General features: G+C 55.2%; 17 protein-coding genes. 6 read left to right on the top strand and 11 right to left on the bottom strand.

Translation table 11 applies throughout. From position 1 onward, the window contains the following. Positions 1–35: 35 nt before the first annotated feature. Together cfa and punC are read right to left on the bottom strand one after the other, a co-directional pair. Positions 36–1,184, bottom strand: a complete 1,149-nt coding sequence (gene cfa / locus ABTW00_RS12480) for a cyclopropane fatty acyl phospholipid synthase (RefSeq protein ID WP_271447512.1) — start codon at positions 1,182–1,184, stop codon at positions 36–38. 298 nt (positions 1,185–1,482) lie between these two features. Further along, on the bottom strand, positions 1,483–2,676 hold the full coding sequence (punC, locus tag ABTW00_RS12475; RefSeq protein WP_065356908.1) for a purine nucleoside transporter PunC: 1,194 nt from the start codon (positions 2,674–2,676) through the stop codon (positions 1,483–1,485). A gap of 112 nt (positions 2,677–2,788) precedes the next feature. Here punC and punR point away from each other — a divergent pair, with 112 nt between their 5' ends. Next, positions 2,789–3,715 carry a DNA-binding transcriptional activator PunR gene (punR, locus tag ABTW00_RS12470; RefSeq protein ID WP_064545733.1) on the top strand — a complete coding sequence of 309 codons (927 nt, stop codon included), beginning with the start codon at positions 2,789–2,791 and terminating at the stop codon, positions 3,713–3,715. Positions 3,716–3,718: 3 nt separating this feature from the next. Here punR and purR read toward each other — a convergent pair whose 3' ends face one another. Then, on the bottom strand, positions 3,719–4,744 hold the full coding sequence (gene purR / locus ABTW00_RS12465) for an HTH-type transcriptional repressor PurR (protein ID WP_064545731.1): 1,026 nt from the start codon (positions 4,742–4,744) through the stop codon (positions 3,719–3,721). A gap of 294 nt (positions 4,745–5,038) precedes the next feature. On the opposite strand from purR, the gene ABTW00_RS12460 reads away from it, so the two are divergent. Next, entirely contained in the window at positions 5,039–5,128 is a 90-nt protein-coding gene (locus ABTW00_RS12460) for a YnhF family membrane protein (protein ID WP_100249952.1), read from the top strand. Between the two features lie 160 nt (positions 5,129–5,288). After that, positions 5,289–6,455, top strand: a complete 1,167-nt coding sequence (locus ABTW00_RS12455; RefSeq protein WP_064545728.1) for an MFS transporter — start codon at positions 5,289–5,291, stop codon at positions 6,453–6,455. 79 nt (positions 6,456–6,534) lie between these two features. On the opposite strand, the gene sodB is transcribed toward ABTW00_RS12455, so the two are convergent. Both sodB and ABTW00_RS12445 read right to left on the bottom strand, forming a co-directional pair. Further along, positions 6,535–7,116 (bottom strand): superoxide dismutase [Fe], encoded by a 582-nt coding sequence (sodB, locus tag ABTW00_RS12450; protein ID WP_065356909.1) that lies wholly within the window; start codon positions 7,114–7,116, stop codon positions 6,535–6,537. A 123-nt stretch (positions 7,117–7,239) separates the two neighbouring features. After that, positions 7,240–8,055, bottom strand: a complete 816-nt coding sequence (locus tag ABTW00_RS12445) for a C40 family peptidase (protein ID WP_064545724.1) — start codon at positions 8,053–8,055, stop codon at positions 7,240–7,242. A gap of 340 nt (positions 8,056–8,395) precedes the next feature. Here ABTW00_RS12445 and ABTW00_RS12440 point away from each other — a divergent pair, with 340 nt between their 5' ends. Beyond that, entirely contained in the window at positions 8,396–8,740 is a 345-nt protein-coding gene (locus tag ABTW00_RS12440; RefSeq protein ID WP_035896299.1) for a Grx4 family monothiol glutaredoxin, read from the top strand. A 56-nt stretch (positions 8,741–8,796) separates the two neighbouring features. Here the strand turns inward: ABTW00_RS12440 and rnt are convergent, their stop codons facing one another. The 4 genes from rnt to ABTW00_RS12420 form a co-directional block, all read right to left on the bottom strand. Beyond that, positions 8,797–9,444, bottom strand: coding sequence for a ribonuclease T (gene rnt / locus ABTW00_RS12435; protein ID WP_064545723.1), 648 nt, complete (start codon positions 9,442–9,444; stop codon positions 8,797–8,799). 103 nt (positions 9,445–9,547) lie between these two features. Next, entirely contained in the window at positions 9,548–9,955 is a 408-nt protein-coding gene (gene gloA, locus ABTW00_RS12430; RefSeq protein ID WP_043000807.1) for a lactoylglutathione lyase, read from the bottom strand. Between the two features lie 72 nt (positions 9,956–10,027). Continuing rightward, the gene (locus ABTW00_RS12425; protein WP_064545721.1) at positions 10,028–11,125 is read right to left on the bottom strand and encodes an alkene reductase; all 1,098 of its coding nucleotides are present in this window, start codon (positions 11,123–11,125) and stop codon (positions 10,028–10,030) included. Between the two features lie 55 nt (positions 11,126–11,180). After that, a complete protein-coding gene (locus ABTW00_RS12420) occupies positions 11,181–11,777 on the bottom strand; it encodes a TetR/AcrR family transcriptional regulator (protein ID WP_064545719.1) in 597 nt (198 codons plus the stop codon). 143 nt (positions 11,778–11,920) lie between these two features. On the opposite strand from ABTW00_RS12420, the gene ABTW00_RS12415 reads away from it, so the two are divergent. Then, complete coding sequence (locus ABTW00_RS12415; protein WP_064545717.1) at positions 11,921–12,160, top strand: DUF1289 domain-containing protein; 240 nt, start codon at positions 11,921–11,923, stop codon at positions 12,158–12,160. Positions 12,161–12,210: 50 nt separating this feature from the next. Continuing rightward, on the top strand, positions 12,211–13,107 hold the full coding sequence (locus ABTW00_RS12410) for an aldo/keto reductase (protein ID WP_064545715.1): 897 nt from the start codon (positions 12,211–12,213) through the stop codon (positions 13,105–13,107). 46 nt (positions 13,108–13,153) lie between these two features. Here ABTW00_RS12410 and ABTW00_RS12405 read toward each other — a convergent pair whose 3' ends face one another. Then, positions 13,154–15,178, bottom strand: coding sequence for an FUSC family protein (locus ABTW00_RS12405; RefSeq protein ID WP_433635866.1), 2,025 nt, complete (start codon positions 15,176–15,178; stop codon positions 13,154–13,156). Next, positions 15,175–16,035, bottom strand: a complete 861-nt coding sequence (locus ABTW00_RS12400; protein ID WP_064545710.1) for an efflux RND transporter periplasmic adaptor subunit — start codon at positions 16,033–16,035, stop codon at positions 15,175–15,177. Before ABTW00_RS12400 ends, ABTW00_RS12405 begins: the two co-directional genes overlap by 4 nt. Between the last annotated feature and the right edge of the window lie 8 nt (positions 16,036–16,043).

Genomic DNA, 16,043 nt, shown 5'->3' with positions numbered 1-16,043 from the left:
AGCGTCTGCGCCGATGCGGCGCAGACGCGAAGCGACTAGCGAGCGACGCGCAAACCACTCTCGACGCCACGTGAGAACATCACCTGCCATAGCTGAATATCTCGCGCGCGGAACGCACCCGCACAGGCGTTGAGATAGTAGCTAAACATCCGCTTGAATCGTTCAGAATAGTTGTCCGCGATTTCCGGCCAGCAGGCCAGGAAACGCTCGTACCAGGCCATCAGCGTGGTATCGTAGTCAGCGCCGAAGTTATGCCAGTCTTCCATCACAAAGTGGGGCTCGCTGGCGACGGCAATCTGGCGAACTGAGGGTAAACAGCCATTCGGAAAGATGTATTTGTTGATCCACGGATCGACGTTGTTATCGGTTTTCTTCGAACCAATGGTGTGCAGTAAGAACAGACCGTCGGGCTTCAGGTTGCGGTCGACGACGTTAAAATAGGTGTCGTAGTTCTTCGGACCCACGTGTTCGAACATCCCAACGGAGACGATACGGTCGAACTGGTCGTTCAGGTCGCGGTAATCCTGAAGCAGAATCTCCACATCCAGCCCTTCGCAGCGTGCTTGCGCCATTTTCTGCTGTTCGGCGGAAATGGTCACCCCTTTGACGCTAACCCCGTAGTTTTTCGCCATAAAGGCCGCCAGGCCGCCCCAGCCGCAGCCGATATCCAGCACGCGCATTCCCGGCTTCAGCTGCAGTTTCTGGCAGATGAGGTCGAGTTTGGCCTGTTGGGCTTCTTCCAGCGTTTTCGCTTCTTTCCAGTAGCCGCAGGAATACTGCATAAACGAATCGAGCATCCGGCTGAAAAGATCGTTGCCGAGGTCGTAGTGTTCTTTACCAACCTGCCAGGCGCGTCTGCGGCTCTGGAGGTTAAACAGACGAGCGCCGGCAACGCGCAGCGTATCTTTGAAATTGTGTGGGAGCTGGTTTTCTAACCCGGCACGCAGCACCTTGTCGAAGAAGATATCGAGACGATCGCATTCCCACCAACCGTCCATATAACTTTCGCCAAGACCTAACGAACCTTCTTGTAAAACACGTTTGAAAAGACGCGGATTTCTGACTTGAATATCGCAGGAGGCATTGCCATTGATTTCAATACCTGCTCGGTTTAGCAGCTCGCTAACGATACGATACCAGTCGTCGTCCGGTACACTTACTTCTTCTATACACGATGAGCTCATAGCTTCTCCATCCCGACCTGATGATCAGAACCTTAAAACAGCGTAGACGCTTTTTACTGGTTTGTGAGAAATGTCACGAAAGATTCGTGAGCCTGCTATCCGACGTAGCACAGAGGAAGGGAAGAACCCCTTGCCGAAAACCAATCCATGGTTCAACGGGAAGCAATCCTGCTCCCGCCTAATATGTTCAATGTATATTAATTATGTGATGCCGATCCAGTATAGGACGCTAAGTGTATTGATTCAACTAAAAACTTAGCGCCCTAATCATTTCTTATGGCATTGATATGAGTGATGTTTAGGCGTGGGAACCCGCGTGCTCATTTTGAAGTTCAGCACGACGAGCGGATAGCTGCATGCGATAGCCCAGTCCCGCGAGAATCACGGTAACCAGCATCACGCTGGTGGTGGTGAGCAGTGGGGTGACAATCAGCGTTGAGACCGCCAGGCTTGCCAGGAAGCACAGCCCCAACTGCAACGTGTTCTGCAGCGCGGCTGCACGACCCGTCGCCTGTGGAAAAGGCTTCAGCGCCTGCGCAACGACAATCGGATAAATCGCGCCGTTGGCGGTCGCCATGATGCAGAAGGGAATCAACAGCGCGGTCAGGGAGACGCCTTCAGCGAGGCCGACAGCCCAGGTTCCGATGACGCTGAGCGCGAAGAGCACCAGCAGCCACGGTAACATTTGGCTACCCTGCCATTTTTGCAGCGCCGCGCGACAGCCATAGCCGCCAATCAGAAAGGCGATGGTTTGCGGTACATAGCTCAGACCAATCACCGTCGGGCTGTAGCCCATTTCATGCAGAATAAATGGCGAACCGGTCAGCCAGGCAAAAAAGCTGGCGGAGCAGGCGGCGTAAATCAGCACGTTGCCGCGGTAGTCCTTACTGCGCAGCAGACGAATAAACGTGAGCTTCTCTTCACTGGCGACATTTTTATTGTGGGCAGGCTTCAGACGCAGCGCTGGCAGCATCAATACCAGGGTAATGATGAACAGCGTCGCGAAGATGGCCTGCCAATCAAAGTGGGCCAGCAGCCAGCTGCCGAGCAGCGGCGCAAGCGCAGGCGACAGGCCGACCAGCGGCATAATGGTCGCAAAAATACGGTTGGTGCGATGAGCGGGATAATAGTCGGTGACCATGGCTTGCCAGGTCACCGCGGCGGCACAAACGCCAACCGCCTGTACGAAGCGCAGCACCAGCAGGGTGGTACCATCGCGGACCCACAGCATTCCAAGGCAGCCGATGGCAAAAATGGTCAAACCGCTCAGCAGGATCGGTTTTCGGCCATAGCGATCGGACAAGGGGCCCCACAGCAATTGCGCCACGGCGAAGCCCGCAAGGAACAGACTGAGACTTGCGCTGACGGCGGAAGCCGGCGTTTGCAGGTCTTGCTGAATGGCGGCAAACGCCGGTAGGTACATATCGGTCGCCAGAAAGCCCAGCACGCTCAGTCCCGCGAGCCAGACTAAAAATCCTTTCCCAGGTTGCATAAATCGCCCTTTTTATCGTAGTTCACACTGTGCCGCCGAGTGTAGAGAGTGCATTCGCGGTTGTGAAACGCTAATATTTGAGCCATGGATTCAAATTTTTTGTAGGCAGGAAATGTGGTCTGAATATTCGCTGGAAGTGGTGGATGCGGTTGCACGCAATGGTAGCTTTAGCGCCGCGGCACAGGAGCTACACCGGGTGCCCTCTGCGGTAAGCTATACGGTGCGACAGCTTGAAGAATGGCTGGCGGTGCCGTTGTTTGAGCGTCGCCATCGGGATGTTGAATTAACGCCCGCTGGAGCATGGTTCCTGAAAGAAGGCCGTTCTGTTATCAAAAAAATGCAGATCACCCGTCAGCAATGTCAGCAGATTGCTAACGGCTGGCGCGGCCAGCTGGCGATTGCTGTTGATAATATTGTCAAGCCACAGCGTACCCGCCAACTGATTGTCGATTTTTATCGCCACTTCAGCGACGTCGAACTGATTGTCTACCAGGAAGTCTTCAACGGCGTCTGGGACGCGCTGGCGGATGGTCGCGTGGAGCTGGCGATTGGCGCGACGCAGGCAATACCGGTAGGGGGGCGCTTTGCCTTTCGTGACATGGGGATGCTCAACTGGCACTGCGTGGTAGCCAGTTCACATCCGCTAGCAAAAATGGACGGGCCGCTGAGCGATGACGTGCTGCGCAACTGGCCGTCGCTGGTGCGGGAAGATACGTCGCGATCGCTACCCAAGCGAACGACCTGGCTGCTTGATAACCAGAAAAGGGTGGTGGTGCCGGACTGGTCGTCGTCGGAAACCTGTATTTCAGCAGGGCTCTGTGCGGCGATGGTCCCAGGGCATCTGGCGCAGCCGTGGCTGGAAACCGGGGAGTGGGTAGCGCTGGAACTGGAGAACCCGTTCCCGGATGCGGCCTGTTGTCTGACCTGGCAACAGAGCGAAGCGTCGCCGGCATTAAGCTGGCTGCTGGAGTATTTGGGAGATAGCGAAACGCTAAATGAAGAGTGGCTGCGGACGCCCCTTCAGGACGCCCACAGTTAACCCTTAACGACGGTAATCGCGATAAGGGCCGTCGGCCACGGAGCGTCGCTCGATCAGGCGCGGATGCACCTCAATCGACTGCGACTCTTCGCGCTTGCTGACGATGCGATCCATGAGCATGTTGAAGGCCGTCTCACCGAGCGAATCTTTCGGCTGATGGATGGTGGTCAGCGCCGGGGTAAAGAAACGAGAGTTACGCACGTTATCATACCCGATCAGCGAAATATCCTGCGGCACGCGCAGCCCCATCTCGTCGGCGGCGCAAAGCGCGCCCATCGCCATGATGTCGCCGCCGCAGAAGATTGCGGTAGGGCGCGGGTGCTGAGAGAGAATTTGCTGCATAGCGCGATAGCCAGACTCCGGCTCGAAGTCACCCTGGACTATCCAGTTTGCCGGAACATTGATTTGCGCTTCTTCCATGGCTTTCATAAAGCCGGCGAGGCGACCTGCACCGGTGTTACGCTCCAGCGGGCCTGGAATGACGCCAATATCGCGATGCCCGCGTTCAATCAAGTAACGACCAGCCATATAGCCGCCTTCGAAAGCATTATCGATGACCGAGTCGGTAAAGTCGGCTTTGGCTTCGCCCCAGTCCATCACCACCATTGGAATATGGCGATACTCTTCCAGCATTGAGAGCAGGGATTCCGGATATTCGGAACACATCACCAGCAGGCCATCAACGCGTTTTTGCGCCATCATTGACAGATAAGCACGCTGTTTCTCGAGGTTGTTCCATGCGTTGCCAAGAATCAGGGTATAGCCTTTCTGGAAGCAGTTTTTCTCAACGGCTTCGATAATCTCAGCAAAGTAGGCCGCTTCGCTGCTGGTTGCCAGCAAACCAATTGATTTGGTGTGGTTGACTTTCAGGCTACGGGCAACGGCGCTCGGTGAATAGTGCAGTTCTTTGATCGCTGCCCACACCGCTTCCCGCGTCTCTTCGGCGACAAAACGCGTTTTGTTAATTACATGTGATACGGTTGTAGTGGAAACGTTTGCGCGCTTCGCTACATCTTTAATTGTTGCCATTCCATCTCACTCCAGACCCTGGCCTGCCCCTGATAAACTCGAAACGAAAACGTTTGCCTTTATACACCCTGACGCAATTTTGTGGATTGCGGTTCGCCAGGAAAACGATACAGGACGACAGGAGGGGGTCAATGGCCGGTACGCTTATAAATAAGCGTCGAATTTTGACGTATCCGGACGCAAAGTGGAAGAGCAAAAACCAACATCCTGCTAAATCTGTGAAGATTTTTACGATTATCTGTGCAAAAATGAGTGAGCTCAGTTTTACTGTGGTCATAAAAAGGAGAAAAATTGATGAGTACCGAACTTAAGATGTCGCTCACCACGACCGTTATTGTGCTGGGTCTGATCGTCGCCGCTGGACTTACCGCTGTTCTGCATTAATTCTTCCATGAGGGGGCGCCCGCGCCCTCATGTCTGATTGTTATCAAATTAGCAATAATCTTTTGCTGTTTTGTACACTTCTGTTTTTCTGTGATTGATGTCATGCTTTTGCCCTAAATTGCCATGCCGCGTCTGTCGTGCGGCCACCTGGAGCTTTTGCATGAAAATCAATTTTCCCTTACTCGCGCTGGCCATTGGCGCTTTTGGCATAGGGACCACCGAATTCTCGCCGATGGGTTTACTGCCGGTCATTGCAAAGGGCGTTGACGTCTCGATTCCTGCTGCCGGTATGCTGATTAGCGCCTATGCGGTTGGGGTGATGGTCGGCGCGCCGCTGATGACGCTGCTGCTTTCTCATCGCGCGCGCCGTAACGCGCTGATCTTTCTGATGGCTATTTTTACGCTTGGCAACGTGCTATCGGCTATCTCGCCGGACTACACCACCTTAATGCTGTCGCGCATTATTACCAGCCTGAACCACGGCGCGTTCTTCGGCCTGGGGTCGGTTGTGGCGGCAAGCGTCGTGCCGAAGCATAAGCAGGCCAGCGCGGTCGCGACGATGTTTATGGGCCTGACGATCGCCAATATTGGCGGCGTACCGGCGGCAACCTGGCTGGGAGAAACAATTGGCTGGCGCATGTCGTTCCTGGCGACTGCAGGACTGGGAATTATCGCCATTATCGGTCTATGGTTGTCATTGCCGAAGGGCGGGGCGGGTGAAAAACCTGACGTGAAACGTGAATTGTCGGTGCTGGTGCGCCCACAGGTGCTTTCCGCACTGTTGACTACCGTACTCGGTGCTGGCGCGATGTTTACGCTCTACACCTATATTTCACCGGTGCTGCGCACGATCGCCGATGCGACGCCGGGCTTCATTACGTTGATGTTGGTGTTGATTGGCGTTGGGTTCTCTATCGGTAACTACCTCGGTGGCAAGTTTGCCGACCGCTCAGTCAGCGGCACGCTCAAGGGATTCCTGCTGTTGTTAATGGCAATCATGCTGGCCATTCCGTTCCTTGCGCAAACGCAGGTCGGCGCCGCGTTTAGCATGGTGGTGTGGGGGGCAGCAACCTTCGCCGTGGTACCACCGTTGCAGATGCGTGTTATGCGCGTCGCGCACGAAGCGCCGGGGCTGTCGTCCTCGGTCAATATTGGGGCGTTTAATCTTGGTAACGCATTAGGTGCGGTGGCCGGTGGCGCGGTGATTTCCGGCGGACTGGGCTACAGCTTTGTACCGGTGATGGGGGCGATTGTCGCCGCGCTGGCCCTGCTGGTGGTTTTCCTGAGCGGCCGTCGTCACGGTGAAGAGGCGTTCGCCAGCCAGTAAAACAAAAACGCAGAAGGCGTCACCTTCTGCGTCACTTAGTCACCCCCGCGAAGCGCTGCAACGCGGGGTTTTTTGCTGCTTACGCTGCCAGATTATCAGCGACGAATGCCCAGTTTACCAGAGCCCAGAAGTGCTCCAGATAGTTCGGACGCGCGTTGCGGTAGTCGATATAGTAAGCATGTTCCCACACGTCTACGGTCAGCAACGGCTTGGCGTCGGTCGTCAGCGGGGTGCCCGCGTTAGAGGTCGACACGATAGCCAGAGAACCGTCCGCTTTCTTCACAAGCCAGGTCCAGCCTGCGCCGAAGTTTTTCACTGCGGCATCGGTAAACTGCGCTTTGAATTCTGCGAAGCTGCCGAAGGATTTATTAATGGCTTCAGCGACAGCACCGGTCGGTTCGCCACCGGCATTTGGCGCCAGGCAGTGCCAGTAGAAAGTGTGGTTCCAGACCTGAGCGGCGTTATTGAACACGCCGCCTTCAGAAGAGCGCACGATCTCTTCCAGCGTTTTACCTTCAAACGCGGTGCCTTTGATCATGTTGTTCAGGTTGGTGACGTAAGTCTGGTGGTGTTTACCATAATGATACTCGAGCGTTTCCACGGAGATATGTGGAACAAGAGCGTCTTTGGCATACGGTAATGCAGGTAATTCGAACGACATTGCTACTCTCCTTTTATTATTGTGTACTCTCAATAACCCTGTATTGAGTAGGGATAGAGTAGCAAATTAAAAGGTGAGAGAAAAGATAAGCTTACCCCGTTTATTAACAAACGGGGCAAATGATTAACGAATGGTCTTCGGGGTCACCACGCGGCGGGCACCAACATAATGGCGGACCCAGTAATCTTCGCTGAGCGATGTGATCTGGATGTCCTGACCGGTACGCGGCGACTGAATAAATTTGCCATTACCGACGTATACGCCGACGTGATCGGCGGTGCCGCGGCCCTGAGTGCGGAAAAAGACTAAATCGCCGCTTTCCAGCTCGCTACGGTTAACCGGGCGGGCATCGCGTAAGTGGTACATTTCGTTTGCGGTACGGGGAATACGGATATTCACCAGGTCTTTATACGCATAGTAAACCAGCCCACTGCAATCGAAGCCCGTACGCGGCGAGTTTCCTCCCCAGCGGTAAGGTTTTCCCAACTGGCCCATCAGCTTGTTCATCGCGGTTTTCTGCGCTTTCTGGACACGAACCTTATGCGCTTGTGCAATCGTGGTGGGTTGTGTTTCTACCGGGCTGGTGGTGCAGGTTTTCTTATGGCCTTTACGCGTCGTCTTACAGGTGGTCACCACGTTGGCGGTTTTCACAGCGCGGGTTTTCGTGGTTTTCGTTGCGGCGGTTTTGCGAGAAGTCGGGGCCGCTTTTTTAGCGACAACCGGTGTAGATTTTTTCTTAGCAACGGTGGTGGTGGTTTTTTTCTTGGTGTTGGATTTGTTAACCGTATTCTTTTTCTTACGTTCGCTGCCTTTCACCGGAAGCGACTTTTGCGCCGTGGGCGTTTTGGCATGCCCTGTAGCATGCGCCAACGGCGTGAAGGATAATGATGTAAACAACAATGCACAGAGCGTGAACGACCATTTTTTTATCTGCGCCACTGAACAACCCTCTGAGTATGCAGGCTAAATATCCTTGCCTGGGTATGGTTTACAAAACTCAACGATTCTAATCCATAAAAACACGAAATGTTAATAGTGTTTTTCACTCTAAAACGCTGTTTCGTTAGCAAGTGCAAAAAAAAACATCATTTGATACAGCTTCTGTTAAAAAATGAGCAGGTTTTTCATCTGTCTGTCGATAAACACATATTGATAAGGCAACTTTACCCATCAGACGATAAAATAGTAAGGCGTGAATAAAATGTTATTTTCTGTTCAGGCCGCAAAACGCTACAATGGCGCACTACTGCCGTAAAAAGAAGTTTGAGGAAGCAAGACAATGAGCGAAACAATTGAAAAAATTCAGCGCCAGATCGCTGAAAACCCGATCCTGCTGTACATGAAAGGTTCCCCGAAGCTGCCAAGCTGTGGTTTCTCCGCGCAGGCCGTTCAGGCACTGTCCGCCTGCGGCGAGCGCTTTGCTTATGTTGATATCCTGCAGAACCCGGACATTCGTGCGGAACTGCCAAAATACGCCAACTGGCCGACTTTCCCGCAGCTGTGGGTTGACGGCGAGCTGGTCGGCGGTTGCGACATCATCATTGAAATGTATCAGCGTGGCGAACTGCAGCCGCTGATCAAAGAAACCGCAGCGAAATATGCGGAAGAGCCGAAAGCTGAGTAATCGGCTAACAGGTACTGAAACAAAAAAGCGACCCGAGGGTCGCTTTTTTTATGCCGCTACTCGTCAGCCGCGATGGGCAGCGGCCAGCCGCCCAGGCGCTTCCAGCGGTTAACGATTTCACAAAACAGGAGCGCCGTCTGCTCGGTATCGTACAGGGCAGAGTGGGCCTGGCTGCTGTCGAAATTCATACCGGCGGCGGTGCAGGCTTTAGATAATACCGTCTGTCCCAGCGCCAGCCCGCTCAGCGCAGCGGTGTCGAAGGTGACGAAGGGATGGAACGGATTGCGCTTAAGCGAGGCGCGATCGGCGGCGGCCATCATAAAGCTGTGATCGAAAGTGGCGTTGTGCGCCACCATAATCGCGCGGTTACAATCGCTGTCTTTCATGCCTTTACGTACCATTTTGAAGATGGCATGCAGAGCATCATATTCGCTCACCGCGCCGCGCAGCGGATTATTGGGATCGATACCGTTAAACGCCAGCGCTTCCGGTTCGAGGTTGGCGCCTTCGAACGGCTCAACGTGGAAGTGTAACGTGGTGTCCGGCATCAGCCAGCCTTGCTCATCCATTTTCAACGTAATTGCCGCTATTTCGAGCAGGGCATCCGTTTTGGCATTGAATCCGGCAGTTTCCACATCGATGACTACAGGATAAAACCCACGAAAACGGTCGCATAGACCATTAAGTTGCGCATTGTCGGACATCAGAATCTCTTAACTCAGAAAAAGTAGCGCGCATTATGGCAAATTTTGCCGCGGCTTGGGAAGGCGGGTAAAAAAACGGGTGCGCAGCCGCACCCGAGGAGAATCAGTTGCCGAGACCTTTACCGGCATCTTTTTCTTCAATCAGTTCGATTTTATAACCGTCCGGATCTTCAACAAACGCAATCACCGTGGTGCCGCCTTTGACCGGGCCAGCTTCACGGGTCACGTTGCCGCCGTTCTGGCGAATGCGTTCGCAGGCTTCCGCGGCGTTATCGACGCTCAGGGCGATATGGCCATAGGCCGTGCCCAGCTCGTATTTATCCACGCCCCAGTTATAGGTCAGCTCGATCACCGCTTCGTCGCTCTCTTCGCCGTAACCAACGAATGCCAGAGAGTACTTGTATTCAGTGTTTTCGCTGGTGCGCAGCAGCTTCATGCCCAGAACTTTGGTGTAAAAATCAATGGAGCGTTGCAGATCGCCGACGCGCAGCATGGTATGCAGTAAACGCATGATATCCCTCGTCCTTACTTATGAATAATCTCACTAGTATAGCGGCGGAACGCCGCCGCTATCAATGCAGGATCACAGCGTAGGGTAATCGGTATAACCTTCCGCTCCGCCGCCGTAGAAGCTTTCCGGGCGCTGAGGGTTGAGCTCGGCTTTGTGCTGCAGACGAGCAACCAGGTCCGGGTTAGCGATGTAGTCGCGGCCAAAGGCCACGGCATCGATTAACCCTTTTTCAATGAGCGCTTCCGCTTTTTCTGGCGTATAGGCGCCCGCACCGATAATCGGGCCGTGGAAACGGGCGCGCACTTTTTCGCGGAACGCGTCGCTGTACGGCACGCCGCCGGCCCAGTCAGGCTCTGACATGTGCAGGTAAGCAATACCGCGTTTACCCAGCTCTTCAATCAGATACAACGCATCGGCTTCTTCGTTTGGGCCGTTGTCGACGTTCTGGAAGGTACCAATCGGCGAGACGCGGATACCGATACGCTCGGCACCCCATTCTTTAATACCGGCATCAACCACTTCCAGCACCAGACGGGCGCGATTCTCAACGCTGCCGCCGTACTGGTCGGTACGGTGGTTAGAAGAAGGCGACAGGAACTGGTGCAGCAGGTAGCCGTGCGCGGAGTGTAGCTCAACCAGGTCGAAACCGGCTTCACGCGCGTTGGCAATGGCCTGGCGGAAATCGTTGACGATCCCCGGAATTTCGGCTGTCTCCAGCGCGCGCGGCATGGAGGTATCGACGCGAATCGCATGGCCATTTTCGTCACGCAGCGAGGTACGAGTATTGGCGCTCAGCGCAGAAGGTGCCACCGGAGCTTCGCCGTTTGGCTGCAGGCTGTTATGCGAAATACGGCCGGTGTGCCACAGCTGAACGGCGATACGTCCGTCTTCGGCGTGAACGCCAGCGGTGATTTTCTGCCAGGCTGCAATTTGCTCTGGGCTGTGGAGACCGGGTGCCCCCTGGTAGCCTTTAGCCTGAGCGGAGATCTGAGTGGCTTCGGTGATAATCAAGCCAGAACTCGCGCGCTGGCGATAGTATTCCGCCATCAGCGGAGTAGGAATGTCGCCCGGTACAATGCTGCGCAGGCGCGTCAGCGGGGCCATAAACACGCGGTTCGGGGCGGTAACCGCACCCACTTTCAGTGGGGTAAACAGTTTTTCTTGCGACATGGTGACTCCTGAGTAGACCGGTCGTCTAGTGGTATGGGAAATAAAAACGCCGGGATCACTCCGGCGCGGCAATCAGATTCCTGACGTGCGTCAGCGCGCTTTCCAGCGGTGCCGAGCTGCGCGAAATTTTCGCCTGCAGATTCGCCCCCAGCCACAGAGAGTAAAGCACCTGGGCGGTGGTTTCGGCTTCGCCGTTGAACGTCAGGCAGCCTTCACGGCGGCCATTTTCCAGCGCTTGTGCCAGCAAAACCATAATCTGGCTGGCGCCTTTGTTCATTTCAGCGCGCATATCTTCGGAAAGATCGCACACTTCAGCAGAGAGTTTCACGGTCAAACAACCGCTGATCAACCCCTGCTGGCAAAACTGTTCGAGCGTATGCTGATAGTAGTTCAGCAGGCGATCGCGGTAGTTTCCCGCGCCCTGCGTAAAGTGCTGCACCAGCCGCTGGTGATAGTCGGCAAAATGCCGGTCCAGCATGGCCACGCCAAACGCCTCTTTTGAACGAAAATAGTGATAAAACGAGCCCTTGGGCACTTCTGCCGTTTTCAGGAGTTCGCTCAGGCCCATTCCGGTAAAACCGCGGTGCATGCAAAGACGCTCGCCGGTAGCCAGAATGTGTTCACGGGTATCATGTTCAATCAATTTGCTCATGGTTGGCACTGTAATAGACCGATTGGTCTAATGCAAATGAATTTTTGAAAATGCCGTCGGGCCCGCATCACAAGGGAGAAAAGTTGCGCCTGGTGAATTAAACGTCTTCAATGAAGGGATGACGAGGTAAAGAGGGGGCTAAGGTGGCGGAGCAACTGGAGTTTTTCCCGGTTCAAAGTCCGTGCCGGGGAATTTGTCAGTCGGATGAACGTGGTTTCTGCCGTGGCTGTTTTCGTAGCCGCGATGAGCGTTTTCACTGGCAGAATATGAGCGATGCGCAAAAACAGGAGGTGCTGCGGCTATGCCGCCAGCGGCTACTGCGCAAATTGCGCGCAGGTAAAGCGCCCGACGCGGAAGAACCTCAGCAGCCCTCACTGTTTTAAGCACAAAAGTGCGTATACTCGATCGAAATTTTTCCATTGAGGAAGTGGTTATGGTTCAACGTATTACCCTGGCGCCTCAGGGCCCGGAATTTTCACGTTTCGTGATGGGCTACTGGCGTCTGATGGACTGGAACATGTCCCCGCGCCAGTTGGTGAGTTTTATTGAGGAGCACCTGGATCTCGGCGTGACGACCGTCGATCACGCGGATATCTATGGAGGCTATCAGTGCGAAGCCGCGTTTGGCGAAGCGCTGAAGCTGGCGCCGCATCTGCGCGAGCGCATGGAGATTGTCACCAAGTGCGGTATTGCCACCACCGCCAAGCCAGAGCATGCGCTTGGTCACTACATTACCGATCGTAACCATATCATTCATAGCGCTGAGCAGTCGCTGCGCAATCTGGCGACGGATGCGATCGATCTGCTGCTGATCCACCGCCCGGACCCGCTGATGGATGCGGACGAAGTCGCGCAGGCGTTCACCGCATTGCACCAGAGTGGCAAAGTACGTCATTTCGGCGTCTCTAACTTTACGCCTGCGCAGTTCGCGCTGCTGCAATCGCGGCTGCCCTTTACTCTGGCGACAAATCAGGTTGAGATTTCGCCGATTCACCAGCCAGCGCTGCTGGATGGCACGCTCGATCAGCTACAACAGCTGCGTATCCGTCCGATGGCCTGGTCATGCCTGGGGGGCGGTCGTTTATTTAATGACGAGGAGTTCCAGCCGCTGCGCGACGAGCTGGCGAAGGTGGCGAACGAGCTGAACGCGGGCAGCATCGAGCAGGTGGTCTATGCGTGGGTAATGCGCCTGCCGTCGCAGCCGCTGCCGATTATCGGTTCCGGCAAAATTGAGCGCGTGCGCTCGGCGATCGTTGCGCAGTCTCTCGACATGACGCGCCAGCAGTGGTTCCGCATTCGTAAAGCGGCGCTGGGTTACGACGTTCCGTAATATTCCCCTTTATAGCCCGGCTGTGCCGGGCTATCTCATCTTGACCTTATGCCGTTTGCTCGGTCAGCGTGCCGGGAGCCGGTGCCGTCTCCAGCTGCGAGAGTGAGCAATACAGTCGCCAGAGAATCGATGCCAGCTCGACTGCCGCTGGCTGGTGGTGATGGGAGAGGGTTTGGCAAATGTGCTGGAGTTCCTCAAGCGTGGCGGCTAGCGGGCGTTGCTGAACGCCGCGCTCGCTCATGACATCACGCAATAAGCTAATGCACATATCTCGCACCTGAGATAGCGGGTCCGATCGTGATTCCCAGCCGCGCAGCTGCCACACCACGTGCGAACAGTTCAGCAGTACCACCCCCCAACGCAGCAGCCAGCGCCGCGCCGGTTCATCCTGGCTGGCGCTCAACTGGCTCACGTGATGGTACACCAGCGATTCGAACTCGTGCTCGCTGCTGGAAGGGTGGCGACTGAGTTGGTCAACAAAGTGACGGCGTAACGCACGAATATGGCGGCGACTTTTGCGCGCGTCGGACGCAGGCGTGAGCACGGCGAAAGCCAGCCATGCCAACCCTACGCCGATAATTTTCGCGAGGTCATCATTGAGAAAATCGCCAAAATTGTAGACCGGCGGGTTGGTGACGGCGATAAACGAACCCATGAAAACGATCAGCGATCCCCAGAGTCGCGCCTGTTTCGGCATTTGCAGCTTCAACAATTGCATCGTCAACAGCAGTGGGAACAGGAACAACATAAATTGCCACAGGTCACTGATTTGCACCATCAGGCCAAATTTGACGCCGAAGCTAAAGATGGATAGCAGAATCAGCGTGCGCATCAGCAGCGTCAGCGAGCTGAACGGTGAAGGAACGTTGGAGTACAAGACGCAGCAGATGGCTGCCAGCGTGAGCGCCGCCGCGCCGGATTCCCATTGTGTGCTGATGCTTAAGGCACCCACGCTAACGAGGGCAAAGAAGGTGCGAATTCCACTCCAGGCCGCTTCGGCGTGGTCGGTGTGACGCATCAAAGCCGGGGCGGCGGGAACGGTAAATTCGCTGATTGCGGTCGCGTTTTCCAGCCGTAACAGCCAGTGGCTGGTGGTCAGATAGAGGCGACAAAAATAGCGGAGTCGGCTCCAGAATGCATGATGGCGATAGTCTTGTGGGTCGGTTGGCGCGAGCGGGGCGATGATACGTGCGACGGTGTAGGCATCGCAATCGGGTTTGGCCAGCGCCTGCAGCAGTGACTCCAGTATCGGCCGTAAATTCTGCGGGGCATTGGGCCAGTTGAGCATCAGGCGACGCAGGCTGGAAATTACACTCGTCAGACGCAACTGTTGATGGAGCAGATAGTTTAATAACTTATTCTGCCGACGCAGCCGATAGTGGCTCCAGAATGCCTGAATACGCAGCAGGTTCATGGTCAGGATCTGCGCGATGACGCTCTGATGCGCGCTACGAATGGCATCGGTCGTGACCGGTTGCCACAGCATACTGGCGTGTTCCAGTAGCCGTGCGTGCATATTTTTCAGCGCGCTGAGCAGCGTGGTACCGTCGGAGGTGCTGGGTAAAATCATCATCATCAGCCCGCCGCATAAAATACCGACGATCACTTCACAGACGCGTGCCTGGGCAATTTCCCACAGTTTTGTGGCGTCGATGACGTTTATCATCGGGAACGCGATAATGGCACAGGTATAGCCGGCGAGCTGAAAAGCGTAGGCAACGTTGTTGGTGTACATCGCGCACGCCCAAGTGCAGAGTGCGAGCCAGCCGGACATCGCAAACAGAAAGAGCCACGGGTCGGTGAGCGTGTGTCCTGCGATAATCAGCGCAGCGCCTGCTCCCAGCAAACTGCCGGCGATGCGCCCGAGGCTTTTGCTGATGACGCCACCGACGGTAGGGAAACTGACCACGGCCGCGGAGGTCATCGCCCAGTAAGGCTCATCAAGATCCAGCCAATAGGCGAAACTCAGCGCCAGGCACATGGCAATGGCGTTACGCAGCGCATAACGCCATTGCGGCGGCGTCGCTTTAAACCAGGGCAGTGACTTCCAGGTCATCGCCGGAAGGGTCATTGTCGGTCACTCGCAATGGAGACGGTGCAGGTGGTACCCGCGACCAGTACCGTGTCAGCCGGTAACGCGCCGAGTTCAATACGCACCGGTACGCGCTGGGCCAGACGCACCCAGGGGATAGTCGGTTTGATATCCGCAACCAGCTTGCCATCGGTGGCCAGACTCTGGTCATGGATCGCACGACCAATACTGGATACGTGACCCTGTAACTTTTTATCGTCACTGTATAAAACGATATCCGCGCGATCGCCTTCACGAATATGACGGAGCTTCGTCTCTTCAAAATAGCCAACGACGTAGAAGGAGTGGCTATCAATCAGCGCAAAAACCGGGTGCCCGACGGCAGCATAGTTACCGACGCGTGTCGTCAGATTCGTGACCCAGCCGTCAACCGGCGCCTTGACTTCCGTTTGCGATAGCTGCCAACGCGCGTGCTCCAGTTCGGCTTTGGCGGCATCCGCATTCGCCTGCGCCACTTTTAGCGCGATATTGACGGTATCGATATCTTCGGCTGAGATGAAGTTTTGCGACAGACCGCGGCGGCGTTCAACTTCATGTTTTGCGCGCAGCAGGTCAGACTGAGCTTTCGCCACTTTCGCTTCCGCATTCATGATGGCGATTTTCCACGGCGTCGGGTCTATCTCAAACAGTACGTCGCCGGCTTTCACGTACTGGTTGTCCTTGATGTTCAGACTCAGAATACTTCCCGATACCTGCGGCGTGATATCAACCTGCTCAGCGCGGATTTTCCCGTCGCGCGTCCACGGGGATTGCATGTAGTAGTTCCACACCAGCCAGACGGCGATAATCGCCAGGGCAGCAATCAGCAGCGTTGAGAAATATTTTAATTTTTTCATTGGATGAG

This window comes from Kluyvera georgiana, from assembly GCF_050990895.1.
GTDB classification, from domain to species: Bacteria; Pseudomonadota; Gammaproteobacteria; order Enterobacterales; family Enterobacteriaceae; genus Kluyvera; species Kluyvera georgiana.
Note: the sequence above shows the minus strand (reverse complement) of the source record. Positions and strands in the feature narration are given on the sequence as shown.

Excerpts from the sequence above, each read along its gene's own strand:
- cfa (WP_271447512.1), bottom strand. The coding sequence starts at position 1,184 with ATGAGCTCATCGTGTATAGAAGAAGTAAGTGTACCGGACGACGACTGG.
- punC (WP_065356908.1), bottom strand. The coding sequence starts at position 2,676 with ATGCAACCTGGGAAAGGATTTTTAGTCTGGCTCGCGGGACTGAGCGTG.
- punR (WP_064545733.1), top strand. The coding sequence starts at position 2,789 with ATGTGGTCTGAATATTCGCTGGAAGTGGTGGATGCGGTTGCACGCAAT.
- purR (WP_064545731.1), bottom strand. The coding sequence starts at position 4,744 with ATGGCAACAATTAAAGATGTAGCGAAGCGCGCAAACGTTTCCACTACA.
- ABTW00_RS12460 (WP_100249952.1), top strand. The coding sequence starts at position 5,039 with ATGAGTACCGAACTTAAGATGTCGCTCACCACGACCGTTATTGTGCTG.
- ABTW00_RS12455 (WP_064545728.1), top strand. The coding sequence starts at position 5,289 with ATGAAAATCAATTTTCCCTTACTCGCGCTGGCCATTGGCGCTTTTGGC.
- sodB (WP_065356909.1), bottom strand. The coding sequence starts at position 7,116 with ATGTCGTTCGAATTACCTGCATTACCGTATGCCAAAGACGCTCTTGTT.
- ABTW00_RS12440 (WP_035896299.1), top strand. The coding sequence starts at position 8,396 with ATGAGCGAAACAATTGAAAAAATTCAGCGCCAGATCGCTGAAAACCCG.
- rnt (WP_064545723.1), bottom strand. The coding sequence starts at position 9,444 with ATGTCCGACAATGCGCAACTTAATGGTCTATGCGACCGTTTTCGTGGG.
- gloA (WP_043000807.1), bottom strand. The coding sequence starts at position 9,955 with ATGCGTTTACTGCATACCATGCTGCGCGTCGGCGATCTGCAACGCTCC.
- ABTW00_RS12425 (WP_064545721.1), bottom strand. The coding sequence starts at position 11,125 with ATGTCGCAAGAAAAACTGTTTACCCCACTGAAAGTGGGTGCGGTTACC.
- ABTW00_RS12420 (WP_064545719.1), bottom strand. The coding sequence starts at position 11,777 with ATGAGCAAATTGATTGAACATGATACCCGTGAACACATTCTGGCTACC.
- ABTW00_RS12410 (WP_064545715.1), top strand. The coding sequence starts at position 12,211 with ATGGTTCAACGTATTACCCTGGCGCCTCAGGGCCCGGAATTTTCACGT.
- ABTW00_RS12405 (WP_433635866.1), bottom strand. The coding sequence starts at position 15,178 with ATGACCCTTCCGGCGATGACCTGGAAGTCACTGCCCTGGTTTAAAGCG.
- ABTW00_RS12400 (WP_064545710.1), bottom strand. The coding sequence starts at position 16,035 with ATGAAAAAATTAAAATATTTCTCAACGCTGCTGATTGCTGCCCTGGCG.